At 68.7% G+C, this 13,917-nt stretch carries 16 protein-coding genes and 2 pseudogenes; 6 read left to right on the forward strand and 12 right to left on the reverse strand.

What is annotated here, in order from left to right; translation table 11 throughout:
• Positions 1 to 292 precede the first annotated feature (292 nt).
• From AB0I94_RS32255 to AB0I94_RS32265, 3 genes are all read right to left on the reverse strand, one after another.
• Positions 293 to 661, reverse strand: coding sequence for a hypothetical protein (locus tag AB0I94_RS32255; protein ID WP_363313258.1), 369 nt, complete (start codon positions 659 to 661; stop codon positions 293 to 295).
• 110 nt (positions 662 to 771) lie between these two features.
• Entirely contained in the window at positions 772 to 1,416 is a 645-nt protein-coding gene (locus AB0I94_RS32260) for a response regulator transcription factor (RefSeq protein WP_363313259.1), read from the reverse strand.
• Between the two features lie 19 nt (positions 1,417 to 1,435).
• Positions 1,436 to 3,181, reverse strand: coding sequence for an ankyrin repeat domain-containing protein (locus AB0I94_RS32265; RefSeq protein WP_363313260.1), 1,746 nt, complete (start codon positions 3,179 to 3,181; stop codon positions 1,436 to 1,438).
• 72 nt (positions 3,182 to 3,253) lie between these two features.
• On the opposite strand from AB0I94_RS32265, the pseudogene AB0I94_RS32270 reads away from it, so the two are divergent.
• Positions 3,254 to 3,415, forward strand: a pseudogene (locus AB0I94_RS32270) (IS5/IS1182 family transposase); the annotation flags it as partial.
• Between the two features lie 67 nt (positions 3,416 to 3,482).
• Here the strand turns inward: AB0I94_RS32270 and AB0I94_RS32275 are convergent.
• Positions 3,483 to 3,917 carry a hypothetical protein gene (locus tag AB0I94_RS32275; protein WP_363313261.1) on the reverse strand — a complete coding sequence of 145 codons (435 nt, stop codon included), beginning with the start codon at positions 3,915 to 3,917 and terminating at the stop codon, positions 3,483 to 3,485.
• Between the two features lie 345 nt (positions 3,918 to 4,262).
• On the opposite strand from AB0I94_RS32275, the gene AB0I94_RS32280 reads away from it, so the two are divergent.
• Positions 4,263 to 4,895, forward strand: coding sequence for a hypothetical protein (locus tag AB0I94_RS32280; protein ID WP_363313262.1), 633 nt, complete (start codon positions 4,263 to 4,265; stop codon positions 4,893 to 4,895).
• Positions 4,896 to 5,145: 250 nt separating this feature from the next.
• On the opposite strand, the gene AB0I94_RS32285 is transcribed toward AB0I94_RS32280, so the two are convergent.
• The 5 genes from AB0I94_RS32285 to AB0I94_RS32305 all read right to left on the reverse strand — a co-directional run bounded on the left by AB0I94_RS32285 (position 5,146) and on the right by AB0I94_RS32305 (position 9,178).
• Positions 5,146 to 6,066 (reverse strand): diacylglycerol kinase family protein, encoded by a 921-nt coding sequence (locus tag AB0I94_RS32285; RefSeq protein WP_363313263.1) that lies wholly within the window; start codon positions 6,064 to 6,066, stop codon positions 5,146 to 5,148.
• A 637-nt stretch (positions 6,067 to 6,703) separates the two neighbouring features.
• Positions 6,704 to 7,420: a GAF and ANTAR domain-containing protein gene (locus AB0I94_RS32290; RefSeq protein WP_363313264.1), complete on the reverse strand. Its 717-nt coding sequence runs from the start codon at positions 7,418 to 7,420 to the stop codon at positions 6,704 to 6,706.
• A gap of 89 nt (positions 7,421 to 7,509) precedes the next feature.
• A complete protein-coding gene (locus AB0I94_RS32295; RefSeq protein WP_363313366.1) occupies positions 7,510 to 8,253 on the reverse strand; it encodes a GAF and ANTAR domain-containing protein in 744 nt (247 codons plus the stop codon).
• Positions 8,253 to 8,744 carry a hypothetical protein gene (locus AB0I94_RS32300; protein WP_363313265.1) on the reverse strand — a complete coding sequence of 164 codons (492 nt, stop codon included), beginning with the start codon at positions 8,742 to 8,744 and terminating at the stop codon, positions 8,253 to 8,255. Before AB0I94_RS32300 ends, AB0I94_RS32295 begins: the two co-directional genes overlap by 1 nt.
• The gene (locus tag AB0I94_RS32305) at positions 8,741 to 9,178 is read right to left on the reverse strand and encodes an STAS domain-containing protein (protein WP_363313266.1); all 438 of its coding nucleotides are present in this window, start codon (positions 9,176 to 9,178) and stop codon (positions 8,741 to 8,743) included. The genes AB0I94_RS32300 and AB0I94_RS32305 overlap by 4 nt, the downstream gene beginning before the upstream one ends.
• Before the next feature lie 357 nt (positions 9,179 to 9,535).
• On the opposite strand from AB0I94_RS32305, the gene AB0I94_RS32310 reads away from it, so the two are divergent.
• Entirely contained in the window at positions 9,536 to 10,021 is a 486-nt protein-coding gene (locus tag AB0I94_RS32310; RefSeq protein ID WP_363313267.1) for an Asp23/Gls24 family envelope stress response protein, read from the forward strand.
• A gap of 116 nt (positions 10,022 to 10,137) precedes the next feature.
• Here AB0I94_RS32310 and AB0I94_RS32315 read toward each other — a convergent pair whose 3' ends face one another.
• Entirely contained in the window at positions 10,138 to 10,320 is a 183-nt protein-coding gene (locus AB0I94_RS32315) for a hypothetical protein (protein ID WP_363313268.1), read from the reverse strand.
• Between the two features lie 391 nt (positions 10,321 to 10,711).
• Between AB0I94_RS32315 and AB0I94_RS32320 the strand changes: the two genes are divergently transcribed.
• The 3 genes and pseudogenes from AB0I94_RS32320 to AB0I94_RS32330 all read left to right on the forward strand — a co-directional run.
• A complete protein-coding gene (locus AB0I94_RS32320) occupies positions 10,712 to 10,915 on the forward strand; it encodes a hypothetical protein (protein WP_363313269.1) in 204 nt (67 codons plus the stop codon).
• 443 nt (positions 10,916 to 11,358) lie between these two features.
• Positions 11,359 to 11,829, forward strand: a complete 471-nt coding sequence (locus AB0I94_RS32325) for a DUF3995 domain-containing protein (RefSeq protein WP_363313270.1) — start codon at positions 11,359 to 11,361, stop codon at positions 11,827 to 11,829.
• 13 nt (positions 11,830 to 11,842) lie between these two features.
• Positions 11,843 to 12,106: pseudogene (locus tag AB0I94_RS32330) on the forward strand (site-specific integrase); the annotation flags it as partial.
• Between the two features lie 191 nt (positions 12,107 to 12,297).
• Here the strand turns inward: AB0I94_RS32330 and AB0I94_RS32335 are convergent.
• A complete protein-coding gene (locus AB0I94_RS32335; RefSeq protein WP_363313271.1) occupies positions 12,298 to 13,359 on the reverse strand; it encodes a DUF6461 domain-containing protein in 1,062 nt (353 codons plus the stop codon).
• Between the two features lie 187 nt (positions 13,360 to 13,546).
• Complete coding sequence (locus AB0I94_RS32340) at positions 13,547 to 13,807, reverse strand: DUF5958 family protein (RefSeq protein WP_363313272.1); 261 nt, start codon at positions 13,805 to 13,807, stop codon at positions 13,547 to 13,549.
• Positions 13,808 to 13,917 lie beyond the last annotated feature (110 nt).

A 13,917-nucleotide genomic window follows, 5' to 3' on the forward strand; every position in this document is an offset into this window, starting at 1 on the left:
GTGGCCCGGTCTCCCGCGAAACCGGGCCATCCGCACACCTGCGTGCCGGGCGCCCCTCCTGTGAGGGCGCGACCCGGACGCGGGAGCCCCCTTCACGTACGCTCCGAACTTCCCCTCTGTAAAGGGCTTTTCAGGAGAACGCCAGCGTGTCGGAGGGCAGCCTGTACGGCATGTTCCTCTCCACGATCATCGCTCTCATGTCGGCGGTTGCCGCCCTCGGAGCCGCGGCCTTGGCCACCTACACGGCGCGCGGGAACAGCATCTGCGCCAGCTTCGATCTTGCACTGGTCCTCTACAGCGCTTCGAGGCTTCCTGGCGTGAGCGCGCGCTGAACACCGAAGAAGCCCTCAAAGCCGCCCACGCCGAGATTGCCGACCAGCGCGAGCGCGTCGCCGAGCTCCTGGGCCGAGCCGTCGAGCTGCAGCAGGACTGGACAGATGCCGACGTCGTACGCATCACCACCGCCAACGTGGCCCTGCGCCGTGAGATCAGCGCGTTGACGTTCGACAACGAACGCCTCGGCAGGCGCCTCACGGCCACCCGGGACAACGATCGCTTCGCCGACCGGCGCATCGCTGCACTGGAGGCCGGCATCGCCGAGCAGCTCATGGCGCCGCCCTCCGACAGCTGAGAGCGGCACGTCGCACCAGATGGCGCCCACGGCCCCGTCCGCCCGTGTACCCGCGCGGGCGGACGGGGCCGGCCCTCACGCTGCCCAAGCGCAGGAAAAGGCACGCTTCCGTGGTTCGCAGACGGCCGGCTGCAGGCTGGTCATTCCTCTGCGTCGCGGACCAGGAGTGCGATCTGCACCCGATTGTCGACCGCCAGCTTGGCGAACAGGCTGCCTGTGTGCGCCTTGACGGTCGCCATGCTGATGCGCAGCCGCTGGGCGATCTCCGGGTTGCCCAGTCCGTCCGCGATGGCCCGGGCGGTTTCGAGTTCCCGTTCGGTCAGTGCGGACAGCTGCTTCCGTGCGGCTTCGCGGGATGAGCTGCGAGCGTGAGCGGACTGCGGCCCGGTTGCTGCGGCGATCACCCGTGCCGTGGCCGCTGCTGAGAGCACGGGGTTGCCGGCCGCGACGGTCCGCACCGCATCGAGAATCTGCGGCGGTCGGGTGTCTTTGAGGACGAATCCCAGGGCTCCGGCACGCAGGGCGCCGAGCACCAGATCGTCGGAGTCGAAGGTGGTCAGCATGAGCACCCGCGGCGGCGCCGCTCGGGTGAGGAGCTCCCGGGTTGCGCTGAGACCGTCACGGCCGGGCATGCGCACGTCCATGAGTACGACGTCTGGCCGGTGCCCGTCCACCGCAGTGATCGCAGCGTCGCCGTCGGCCGCCTCCGCGACGACGGTCAGGTCCGGTTCGCCGTCGATGACGAGCCGCAGCGCCATGCGCACCAGCTGTTCGTCGCCAGTCACCGACAGCAGGGACCCGGAGTCACCTACGAAGCTGCGGAGGCAGTTCCACCCAGCGTCGCGGGAGGCCGGCGTCGGTGGCCGCGTGGCCGTCGGTGATGCGGAGACCGGCCGCCCCGCAGGCGTAGGCGAGTTCGCGCGCGGCGTACGGGGTCTGGGGGCCGGTCTGCCAGAAGCGGAAGTGCCAGTACGCGGGCGGGTCCGCCTCGTCCGGGGAGAGGCCGATCTCTTCGTGGTTCACGCTCCGGCCGTCCTTGGCCAGCGTGCCGTGGGTGCCGCCCTTCGGGTTGAAGTACACCCCGTATGCCGTGGTTCGAGGCGACATCGCGCGCAGCACGGCGTCGTCGTTCGGCATGTATCCGTCTTGCGTGATGACGCAGCCGCCGGGGCTGCCGGGCAGGCCGATCACCGCGACGTAGCGCAGGGACGCGTGGTAGTCCCCCTCCTCGAACGGAGCGTGCTCCGCGGTGGTATTGGGGCAGCGCGCCGGGTCCGCGCCCAGCCGCCGGATGACCTCGTCCTCGTCCAGGTCGCGCACGAAGGCGATGCCGAGCCCTTCGGTCCACAACTCCTCTCCGCTGAAAGCCTCGATCAATGCGTCCGCGGCGCAGAAGGCAGCCAGTTCCTCCGAGGGCGGTGCCACCGCCCCCGGCAGGTCCGCGACGACCGGAGCGAGTGGCGTCGTCATCAGCAGTCGGCCGGGTGACCAGGGGCCGGTCTGCGGGGTCCACGCATCCGCTCCGGCCCGGATGAGTGCACGGACGCTGTCCTCGTCGCTGCGGCAGACGGCGTGCCACAGCGCGGTGTGTCCCTCCGGATCGGGTGCGTCGACCCGCGTGACGTGCGGAAGCAGCGCGGCCACGCATTCCGCGCCGCCCCGCTCGGCCGCCAGATGCAGAGGCGTTGCGCCTGAGCAGGCGTCGGTGTCTGCCGGTGCGCCGCCGTCCAGCCGGGCCTGAATCAGCGCCGGGTCTCCCCAGTCTCCGTACTTCATGCCCTTCCAGTCGGCCCGCGGCACGTAGCGCACGCGTGCCTCTTCCTGCTCGCGCAGAGCCCTGCGCTCGTATCCGGACATCGGCCGGGCGAGGAAGCTCGGCGGCCCGCTCACCCGGAGAACGGAGAGGGAGTCAGGTCCTGCGCCGGGCTCCAGTGGCGGCAGGTCGGGCCATACCTCGACGGCCCGCGCGGCTGCGGCGCGCAGGGCACCGGCGTCGACCAATGTGCTGGTCTCCGGGAGGTCCTCGTCCGGCCACTCCACAACCAGCCGCGTCGCACCGGGCGGTGGCAGTTCCGTCAGGTACAGGTCGACGTCGGTCTTGAACAGTGAGCGGCGGACATCGCTCATCCCGGGATCCAGCGCGATCAGTCCGGTCGCCGCTCCCACGACCGCCATGGCGCCCCCGGCCTGCGCCGGGCCGACCACCCGCTCCTGCCGCGCGTCGAGCGAGGTCACCCGTCGGCCGTCCCCCAGCGAGAGTCCCACTCGGAGACCGGACTGCCGCCCCCCTCGCTCGCTCTGCCAGTAGACCGGCCGGTGCACAGAGAGGTGCAGCGTGACTGAGCTCGGCCACACGGACCAGCCGGTCACCATCACCCTGACGGCCCGTCCCTCACCGGCTACCGCGAGCTGCGGCACCAGTGCGGGGGCAAACCAGTCGACCGGCGGTCGGTCACGGGCCATGCCCTCTCCTGGAGGGCCCAGCCGGACCACCACCTCACGCTGCTCGACCTGTTCCTCGGGTAGCACCAAGTCATCGAAGAATCCCATGCGTTCATGCTGTCACCAGGGTCTGACAGTCATCTCTGTTCGCCGCGTGGAGGACCCCCGCACGGCCACACCATCCCGGAGAAGACTGACAACCAGGCGGCCCGTTTGCGAAGGGGCGCACGCGGCGGGCGGCCGCCCGGCTTCGATGAGGAGCGCTACACGAAGCGCAACACCGCGGAGCGGGCGATCAACCGCCTGAAACAGTCCCGGGCAGTCGCCACTCGCTACGACTAGAGCGGCTACGTCTTCCTCGGCACTGCCACTGCCGTGGCCGTCGCGATCTGGCTTCGGACTTGAGCTCCTACGAGACCCAGCAGTAGACGCTCTGGTCCTCGCGCCGGGCGCTGCTGACGAGGGCAGCCAGATCACCCACGATCGCGTCGGCGATCTCCGTGCTGATGACCTCGTCATCCTCCGCACGCAACTGAGTCCATGAGGCGGCGACGTCACTCAGCCTGGAGTGCGTGGCTTCCGCGAGTGCAGTGGACAGGCGAGGCGAGAGTGCGAAGACGACGCATCCGTCGTTGTCCTGGCCGTCGATGATCCGAGGTTCACCGGCCTCGACGAGTTCCTCGAAGCTGCCGCCGACCAGAAGGCATTCCCACTCGACCACGGCCTCTTCGGGATCGAAGTTGCCAAAGGAGAGCGACTCGAATGCCCGTCCCGGCCCGGCCTGGAGGGCCAGGCTCGCTGACGTGTCGTCCGGCGCGACGAAGAACTTCACGATGATGCTCACCCGGGCATCATGCCTGACAACCCCCCCCCATCCATGATCGGCCGGACAAGTCCTAGCTGTTTCGGCGGTGTGGTTCTCGAGCGGCCTTGTGCAGCTGGTTCTCGCCCGCAGTCTCGGACACCTCGCCCCTGGTCACGTGCCGGCGTGGTAGCGGCCGTTCTTCTCGACGATGGGCATGAACCCGGGGCAGACAGTCCGTAACTCGTGGGCCCCCAGGCAGGAGAAAATGGGGCTTGTAGTTGCGTGCCTTCGCCCCGGGTCGACCGTCGGACGCCCCGCTCCGGTAGCCCGCCGTGCGGATCCCGGACAAGGGCCCTGCAGTATCTCCGCACGCTCCGCGTGCGGTTGCCGGATGCGGTGCTACTCGGGCCGCTGGGTCTGGGCGTTGTGAGCCAGACCGTCAGGGTGCTCTGTCGTGCGCGCTCCGAGTCGAAGGACCAGTACGCGCTGGGTTGTCTGGGCAGGTGGCTGCCGGCGGATCTGTCCGATCTCCTGCCAGCCCCAGTCTTCGAAGGCGGCGAGCGCCGGGTGATCGGCCTGGTCGGCCAGGGTGACGCCGAGGGATGCCTGGTGGTCGGCGAGCAGGCGTTCCTGCAGACGGCGGGCGAGTCCGCGGGCCTGCTCGTGCGGATGGACGAGGGTTTCGGTGATCGCGAAGACGTGTCCGGACGCGGTGAGTTGCTCGAGGTTCTGGGGCAGAGGACCGTCAAACCCTTGCCACCAGGAGCCGTCGCGCGCTATGGGAAGTCCCTACGCGCAGCCGGTCAGTGCTTTCGCCTCGGCGACCAGCATGTCGAATCCCGGCTGCTGTACGACGTGTGCCAGGCGGTGCAGGAACTCCTGTCGGCCGTGGAACTCCTCACCGGAGTCAACTGTGGAGGATTCCACGTACAGGTCCGCGAGGTCCTCTCGCAGGTCCTCGGCCTGCCAGCGGTTCAGCCGGCGCAGACGCACGGCGTCCATGGCGGACGGCTCTGAGCTGTCGGGTTTGTCTGGGTGCTGGGGGGTGTGCATGGGGCGCCTCGGTTCAGAAGACCGGAAGACACGCAGGACGGCATCGTGTCCAATTGGCGGTGCGCGGCCGGGGTCTGGGGCGCCTGCTTCGCAGCATAGTCCTGGATCGGTACTGCGTTGCTGTCCGCTGATGGCCAGGATCACTGGGGAGTGGGCAGGTAGACGGTGAGGGCGTGGCCCCTCTTGTCGAGGACGAGGGTGTCGGCGGCGGGGCTCACTTCGCCGTCTCGGGTGTAGTCGCCTGCCGTGCCCACACCGTCGATGCGCAGGCGGGTGGCGGTGGTTTCCTGGTAGACGCGGGAGCGGGCGAGGGTTCCGGTGAGGAAGGCCGCGACGAGGCGGGTGCGGGCGAAGGGGTGTTTTCCGTCGACGATGCGCAGGTCGAGGAGGCCGTCGTCGAGGGTGCGGCGGTAGGAGGGTGCGAAGCCGGGCGGGTCGTAGCGACTGTTGCCGGCGAAGAGCAGCCACAGCCGCCGGGCTGTCCGTCGAGGGTGACGTCGATGGGGGCGCCGTCAGCAAGGACACGGAGCAGGCCGATGGCGAGGGCGGGCCATTTGCCGAGAGCCCTCTCGCGGGCTTCCCGGGCCCGGACGAGTTCGGGGTAGACGCCGATGCTGAACGTGTTGAGGAAGTAGGTGCAGTCGCCGTCGCCGGTGATCCGGCCGAGGTCGACGGCGCCGCCGCGGCCCGCCTCCACCGCGTCGGCGGCCTCTTTCAAGGTCGGCAGTCCAAGGTCGGCGGCGAAGTGGTTGAGGGTGCCGCCGGGGAACACCGCGAGCGGCAGCCGGTTGTCGACGGCCAGCACGGCTGCCGCGTTGACCGTGCCGTCGCCCCCGACCACGCCCAGTGCGCCGCCACGCGCCTGTACCTCCGTGGCGGCCTGCCGAAGAACAGTGTGCAGATCCTCGCCCGCTTCGCAGACCCGCAGGTCCGCTTTCGGCAGCAGAGTGCGTAGTTCGACTTCGGCCGGGACTTCGCCACCGGCGTCGCTGTTGACGACCACGACAAGACCCTCGCCGGACGGAAGAGCGGGAACCGGAAGCTTCGGCCGGGCGCTGTCGGCGGGCTCGTCGCGGTGCACCGGCCACCAGCGGCACGTCGCCACGGCGATCCCCACGCCGAACGCGGCGTCCACGAGAACGCGGCCGGGGCGTGTGTGCTCCGGTACGGAGGCGGGAGGCGGCGATGCCCGCGGCGAGGGGAATGAGGGCGGCCCCCGACCGGGGCGTCTCCAGGGTGGCAGCAGTTGCGAGGGCGGCGGCTCTGGCCGTGCGATAAGAGGTCGCCACCCCGCTCGGCGGATGCCTGGGCGGTCGGAGCTTGTCGAGCGCCTTGGCAGTGGCCTGGATGGCGGCGGAGACAAGGGCCAGCGAGCCGGTACCGCGCAGGACGGCCCGGCGTGCGCTGCGGTTGCCGGTCAGGCCCTTCGTGGCCGAGGAGGCGAGGCTCGTGCGTTCGCCGGGACGCGGTTCGAGGGTTCGCATGCCGGGCGGGTACCCCTACCAGTAGGGGGACAGGCTGCTGCTTTCGTCGGCGAAGGCCGCACCGGGCCGGGAGACAGATCCCTCCATGCTCGGAACCAGCAGCCAGGATCAGCCCGCCGCGGCTGCCTTCGGGAGGGCGGACTCAAATCCCACGCTCCCGGCACCGAGACCGTGCCCGCACCCGGAGCAACCATGCTGGGCAGTCTGGCCAAAGATGCGTCAACCACACCGGCCTTCTGAGGACGCTGGCGATGCCCCAGGGACAGCCGTCAACTTTTGCGGAACGGATCAGGACACCAGATCAGCGAGGGGCTCGGTGTCGTCGATGAAGGCGCGGGCCACGTCGGAGAGACGGCGGTTGTGGGCGCGGGCGTAGCTGCGCAGGGCGGTGAACGCCTGTTCCATGTCGATGCCCTGGCGTTCGGCGAGTTTTCCCTTGGCCTGTTCGATCAGTACCCGGCTGTTCAGCGCGGTCTGCAACTGCTCATTGAGGGCCGTGGTGCGTTGAGTGGTGCGCTGTTGCAGGAGGCTGATGGTGGCGACGTCGGCCAGAGCTTGGGCGAGGGGCGTGCCCACCGGATCGAAGGGGCCAGGGGCGGCACGGAAGAGGTTCAGTGCGCCGACGACCTCGTCCCGCAACCGCATGGGCAGGGCTTGGACCGCGCTGAAGCCGTGAAGCTGGGCCCGGGCGGCGAAGCGGGGCCAGCGGGCGGCCTCCGTACGCAGGTCCGGGACCGCCACGGGTGCTCCGGTGCGGTAGCAGTCCAGACAGGGGCCCTCGTCGTTCTGGAGCTGGAAGAGCTCCAGCAGGCGCACCTGTTCGTCGGAGGCGGCCATCACCCGCAGTTCGCCGTCCCGGTCGGCGAGCAGCACGCCGGCGGCGCTCGCGCCGAGCATTCCCACGCAGCGGTCGGTCAGCAGACGCAGGAAGTCGATCAGGTCGAAGTCGGCGACCAGATTGTCCGCCAACTCGACGAAGGTCTTGGCCAGGAGTCGCTCATCCATCATTTACACCTCTATGAAGAAGGACTGGCCCTGCCCGAATGGGGAGGGAAGCGCGGCGCATCGTGCGTTCACCGGACTGATCGAGGGCGTCATGTGTCCTCGTCGCTCCGGGTCGGCTCCGCGCCGGGGGAGAAGCGGAGCCGACCGGCCACCACGTCGGCGGACACGACGGTGAGCTGACGCCCGTGGGCATAGGCATGGGCGCGCAGCCGCACGAAGGCTTCCTCGATACCGACGCCGAGCTGGACGGTGAGCATGCCGGTGGCCTGGGATATCTCCGCCCGGTACCCGCCCAGGTCCTCGGTATGCCCTTTCCCTGATGCGCCCGTTTCATCGATCCGGGCGTCGAGCAGGACCAGCGTCGCGAGTTCGGCGAAAGCCAGTGCGTCGGCCAGCTCCTCCGCGTCCAACCGGACCGGGACCTGGGCGTACAGATCCAGAACCCCGGGGCTGATCGCTCCTATCTGCAGAGGGAGCGCGAAGACCGCGCGCGCCCCGGCTTCCAGGGCCGCATCGGCGAACACGGGCCAGCAGTCCTGCAGTTCACCGGTCCGCAGGTCGGGCGTCAGGACGGCCGAACCGTGCGTGAAGGCATCCACACACGGCCCCTCGCCCAGCGTGAGCTGCAGCTCTTCCAACTGCTCACTGATGTCATCGGTGCTGCACAGGGGATGGCTCGCCCCGGTCCGGAACATCGCCGACACCCCGGCCCCACCGACCGGCAGCGCGGCCACCGCGGCCATACACACATCCACGACGCCGACTCGGGCACCACGCAGGGCCGCCTGGTCGGCGACCAGCAGGCGGATCCGGGAGGACCGGCTGGTGGGCATCATCCGGGCCACCTCGTCCAGGCGTGATGGGCCAGTCCCTCCAGCCTCACCATGATCCGCTCTCCGAGAGGGAGGGCCAGCACACGGAACACCGTGGCGCCGGCCGGCCTCCAGCTCTCTCCGATGTCCTGCCACCCCCAGGCCCGGAAGGCGGTCAGGTCCGGATGATCGGCCTGACCCACCAAGGCAGCGCCCAGTGACGCCTGGTGGTCGCCCAACAGCCGCTCCTGCAGGCGGCGGGCCAGTGCCTGGTCCTGACGGTGCGGGCGGACCAAGATGTTGGTGATCGCGAAGGCCTGGTCGGACTCGGTGACTTGCTCAATGCTGCGCGGCAACTCACCGTCGAACCCCTCCACGTACAGATCCGCCAGATCCTCAAGCAGGTCCTCCACCAGCCAGCGGTTCACCCGGCGCAGCCGCGCCCCGCCGATGTCGGGCGACTCGTGGCCTGCGGGCTTCCGTGGCTGCTGCACCCGGGGCCAGGCCGTCACAACCCACCGCCCGAGACAGAAGGAGCGAGCTGATGCACTGCCTCGGAACACGCCGTGGGGAGTGGAACCGGGGCAGTGGAGAGGGGGGCCTGGAGGGGCGCTGGTCCTGGAACAGCAGGCGGCCCCATGAGCACGAAGCCGCAACCGATCAGGGTGATCATCCGCGCCAGCATGGGAGGCGGGTAATGCAGCCGTAGCGTGGCCCCAGCCACGGTGGAGTGCAGGAACGCCTCGATGAAGGTGTTGAGGCCGTTGCAGTCGCAGAAGGTGACAGGGGTGAGATCGACGTCAATGACGGGCACGCCGTCCCGGAGGCACCGCTCAAACGTCGCACGGATCAGCGGCACCGTCTCCAGATCGATCTCACCGGCCAGGGTGATCAGCGCCCGGTTCCTTCTGCCGTGCCGGTAGATGTTCAACTGCGGTAAGGGCATGACGCCTCAGTTCCAGAGATCCGCTGGGCAGAGCCACACAGACAAGGGAACCGCTCAGTCCCTCCAAGGGATGCACCGTGGGACCGGGACGATGTGGTCCGCTCCCCGCAGCCATCTGTGTCGAGCAGCAACAGGTCCGCCGGGGTCCGGGACGTCCGTTCTTCAGGATAGTCCCCATCCCGCCCGAGCTGGTGTCCGGAAGCTGCCCATTCTCAGGGGCTGGTCATCGGACAGGTTCAGCGGTACCTGGTGTGCATATCCGTTGTGCCACACGGTGCTTGGAGGCTGGTACGAAATGTGGCGACCGATGTTTGTCTGCGTACGCAAGTCCGTGAAACTCCGAGGAGGTGGCTTCGCGTGACGGAGCCGATCAGTCAGACCCAGCACAAGGTCCGACCCGAGGACCCCCGCGCCGCCGTCGGTACGACGCTGGAGACCGGAGCGAGGGAGCTGGCGGCGATCCGCGGCAAGACGATCATCGCGGACGGAGTCGTGGAGAAAATCGCCGGGATCGCCGCACGCGAAGTGCCCGGAATCCACGCACTGGGAGGCGGATTCAGCCGAACCGTGGGTGCGATGCGTGATCGCGTGCCCGGCGGACGCTCCAGCGCGGGACGCGGCGTCAAGGTCGAGGTCGGCGAGAAGCAGACCGCCATCGACCTGGAAGTGGTCGTGGAGTACGGCGTGAGCATCACCGAGGTCGCCGCGGACGTACGCGAGAACGTGATCGGGGCGGTGGAACGAATGACTGGTCTCGAAGTCGTCGAAGTGAACATCTCCGTCAACGACGTGCACCTGCCCGAAGAGAACACATCAAAGACCGGCGAGGGCCGGGTGCAATAGCACCACGCTCAAGGCGACACGTGCGGCGGCCCGGAAGCACCGGGCGCCGCCGCGCGTGCGCCGGACGATGACGGGCGTGCCACGCGTTCGACAGTTCCGTCGGAGAGCGAGAACACTCAGCGCCGGCGACCGCGGCTGCGCGGGGACCATCCGGACCCCAGGCCGCCCGAGTTCAGGGCGAGGAGGGCGAGCCCGACGAGCATGAGACTCGTCGGGCTGAAGACTGCCTCGGTCGACGTCTCGGTTGCGTGGATGACGAAGGCGATGACGAAGAGCACGGCCGCCACGAATGCCAGCATCTGTCTTCTCCTGCCGATGAGCGGCGAACCACAGGCGATTCCGGTGGCTACGCCGACAGACGAGTTCCCCACTCAACCCTGATCATGCGTGCGCGGTGACCGACACGGCGTGAAAGCGGATCAAGGATCTGCTCTCACACCGGCCTGCACGCGGGGCGGCCGGTGGCACAGCCACCGCACGGTGAACGAGCCCGTGCGTGGAAGTAGCGCACCGGTGCCGACGACGATCCGCATGGCCATCCTGCGCTGACTGCGGAACCTTGAAGACCGCGTAGCACCCATCCCGCCAGGCCGGTGGACGAAGGGCCGTGACACGCTCGGCCCGCGCTGGGCCTGCATGAAAAGGATGTGCCTTTGGCCCGTCTTGGATCAGATGCGCAGCAGCCGCTCAATGCATGAGACCCCTGAGCATCCAGGGCTTCGTCGGACGATGGTCCAACTGCTCATCGTTCTGGGCGTCTTCTACGTGGTGTGGTTTGTCATCTCGTACCTCTCAGGCGGCTCGCTCGGGTCATCACTGACCGCGCCACTCATACTTCTGGCGCCCGGAGCCGGGATAGCGGTCGTCCGCTACAAGCAGTTCAAGCACCGTTAGGACCGGGAGGGGTGGGCCTGCGAGCCTCACACGGCAGTGCCGCGCGCGCCCGGCTCGTCCGGCCTCACGGAGGTGCCGGGAATCCCCGGTCGCGCGTCGCTGTCCGGGCCACAGGTCGTCATACGAGGCGTCCATGAACTGCGCCTGCGGCCCGCGCAGTGCCGACACGTGGGCTATCTCGCCTCGGGCCGCCTCAGCGAGGCGCGCCGCGTAACGATACGTAGCGCCCCGCAGGGGCTCGCTTCTAGCCGCCAGGTCGATCTCCGCCTGCGCAAGCCACAGGACAGGTCATCGACGAACTGGTCGAGCACGGGATCCGCTGCGGTCCCGCCATTGGACGGGCGCGTGAACGCGGCCTTCTCCACCTGCGACGCGATGCTCAGGAACTTCAGGCGGCCTCGCCGGACGCACTGCGCACGATCTGCCACGCGACGTTCGCCTGGGTGATCGTCTTCACCGCCTTCCACGTCTACTGGTACTTCGGCGGCACGTTCGGCTTCGGTGACGCGAGCGCCACCGTCCCGCAGACCAAGACCGTCGGCGACTGGGTTTTCGCGGCGGTGATCAGCGTCATGTTCCTGGTCGGCGCGCTCGTCCCGTTCGCGCTCCACCGGCCCTGGGGCCGCACCGTGCCCCGCTGGATCCTGCACTGCTGCACCTGGACGGGGGCCGTGCTGCCCATCGTGCGCGGCATGGCGGGGGTCCTCGACAGCGTGGTCCGCCACACCGGTCTGCTGGAGGACGGCCTCACCGGCCTCTCCGAGGAGCAGGTCTCCGGCGACGCCGACCCGACCGGGTACACGGAGTGGTCGACCACCGCCACCGACCTCTACTTCGTCATCGGCGGTGTCCTCTTCACCGTCGCCGCGCTCCGCTACCGCCGCTCCCTCGCAACGACGTCCGCGCGGCACTGACGTCCGCGCCGAGGTCTTGTTCGGCGGCTGCACCGAGCCTGGCAACGTCAAAGCGGGACGACATGCCTGCCCGATCCGCTTCCAGTGCGCCGGCTGCGGCATCTACCGTCCCGACCCCTCCTACCTGCCCGCCATCGAAGACCACATCCGATCGATGAAGGCCGACCGGGAGTCCGCCGAGGCAATGGATGCTGAGGAATGGGTCGCGCGCAACATGGCCGAGCATGTGGCGCCCTTGAAGGACGTTGCCGAGCGGATAGAAGGAGCAGACGTTTGACTGGGTCGTGTGGTGGCAGAGGTTGGTTGTCAGCGGGTGACCGTGCTGGTAGGGGCTACCTCTGGTTCTCGTGGACTGTTCCTGTCAACCCGTCTTGCAACCTCGGAATGGAGGTTCTCCTGTGGTTGACGGCCGGGATCTTGTCGGCGAGTTTGCCGGGGGTCTGACGTTGCGGTGTCCGGCTGCGCGGGTCAGGCTGCTCTTCGTGCCGCGCTGTGCAGGTGCGTGACCATCCAGAACTCCTCGACGCGTGCGCCGTCCCCGGTCATCGCCGTGACCAGGGAGCTGAGGATGTCCGGGAGCCCGTCCGTTGGGGTGGGCAGATGGGCAGCGACGCACTGGGCGAGGACACCGAAGACGATGGCCTGGCGGAAGACGAGGTGGGAGGGGCGATCCCACTCGGGTTCGAAGTCTTCCGGCTCGCCGATCAGCAGTGCGCGAGCCCGGGGGAGCGCTTGGTCGTGTGCGGCAGTGAGGTCCTCGTGCAGCCGCACTCTCGCGTCGGCCGGGAGGGTGGCGGCTGTAAGTGCTGCTACGGCCAGGGGGTGTTCGCGTAGGCCGGCATGTGCAAGGGCCAGGTCCAGGGCATGGCCCCGCATCGGTTTCAGCATGGTGGGTCCCAGGCCGGCCAGGTAGCTGATGAAGGGCTCCCGCTTGAGCAGGGGCGAGTCGATGAGTCCCTGCCCCAGCAGGTACTGAGGCACCGGTGTGATCTCCACAGCGCGATGCGGGCCGCGCGCCCAGGTGTCGTCGAAACGCGCACCGGTCGCGCGCTCGACAGCCGCCAGACCGGTGCCCCACAGGTTGTCGTCATCTTCCAGATTCAGGCCTTCCAGCAGGGGCTGCCAGGCGTCGGGGCGCGCGCCGAATGTGAAGTCGGGCGCGAGCATTTCGAAGGCGGAGGAGATCAGTCCGTCCTCGGCCAGGCTCAGTTGGGAGACCGCGTTGACGTTCCAGTAGGCGCTGGCGGTGCGGCCGTGCCGGGAGAGCGGGCGCAGCACCTCCTCGCGGGACCCTTGATATTGGTTGTTCTCCACGACGATGACGGCAGGTCCTGACCGGGAGACCAGGATGAGATCCCTCTCGTAGTGTTCGCGCAGTTCCTCCAGTCGCAGAGGGCGGCACTGCTCGGGGTTGCCGCCGAAGAGCCGGATGACAGCGTCCTCGTCACCGCCGTGCACAGCCGTGAACGTGGCCGCCTGCTCAAGTCCTGCATCGGCGAGGAGGCCCTGAAGGTGCTGAGGTGAGGTCATGCCGCAATTGTCGTCCGCGCCACTGACAGTCGGGGCCCGCTCCCATCGAGCGCGCGGTCGCGACCTCGACAGGAAAGTAGCGGGGACACTCCTCAGACGCCGTCTCCAACCTTTGATCCGGAGGTTCCGAGACGGTGTCTGATGGCCCTTGGTGGCTGTATCGGCTCAAGTTGGAAAGTAGCCGCGGCTACAGCTCCACGGCGAGTGTGGGCGGGTGATGCCACGTGTGTCCGCAGGTGTCCTTGCAGTGCGTCTGCCTGCGGCGGGTGTCGGCAATGGTGAACACGGAGACGAGTACACGAAACGCCTTCACGTGCTCGTCGGAGGGCAGGCCGGCGAAACTGTAGCGGGGCGGGTCCATGCAGATCATCACTGAGGGGTTGGCCGTGGGCTTCACCCCGGACCGGGTCACTCCCGAGCGACCGTCCGCACTGCTGCCTTCGGTCATCTCCGGATCATTCCATGCTGCCGGTTCCGGGTGAGGACGGGATCATGAGCAGCCAACGCACCTACGGGCCACTGGAACTTCCCGAGGACAGATCCGGCAACGACCCACCT

This window comes from Streptomyces sp. NPDC050147 (assembly GCF_040660195.1).
GTDB lineage: Bacteria > Actinomycetota > Actinomycetes > Streptomycetales > Streptomycetaceae > Streptomyces.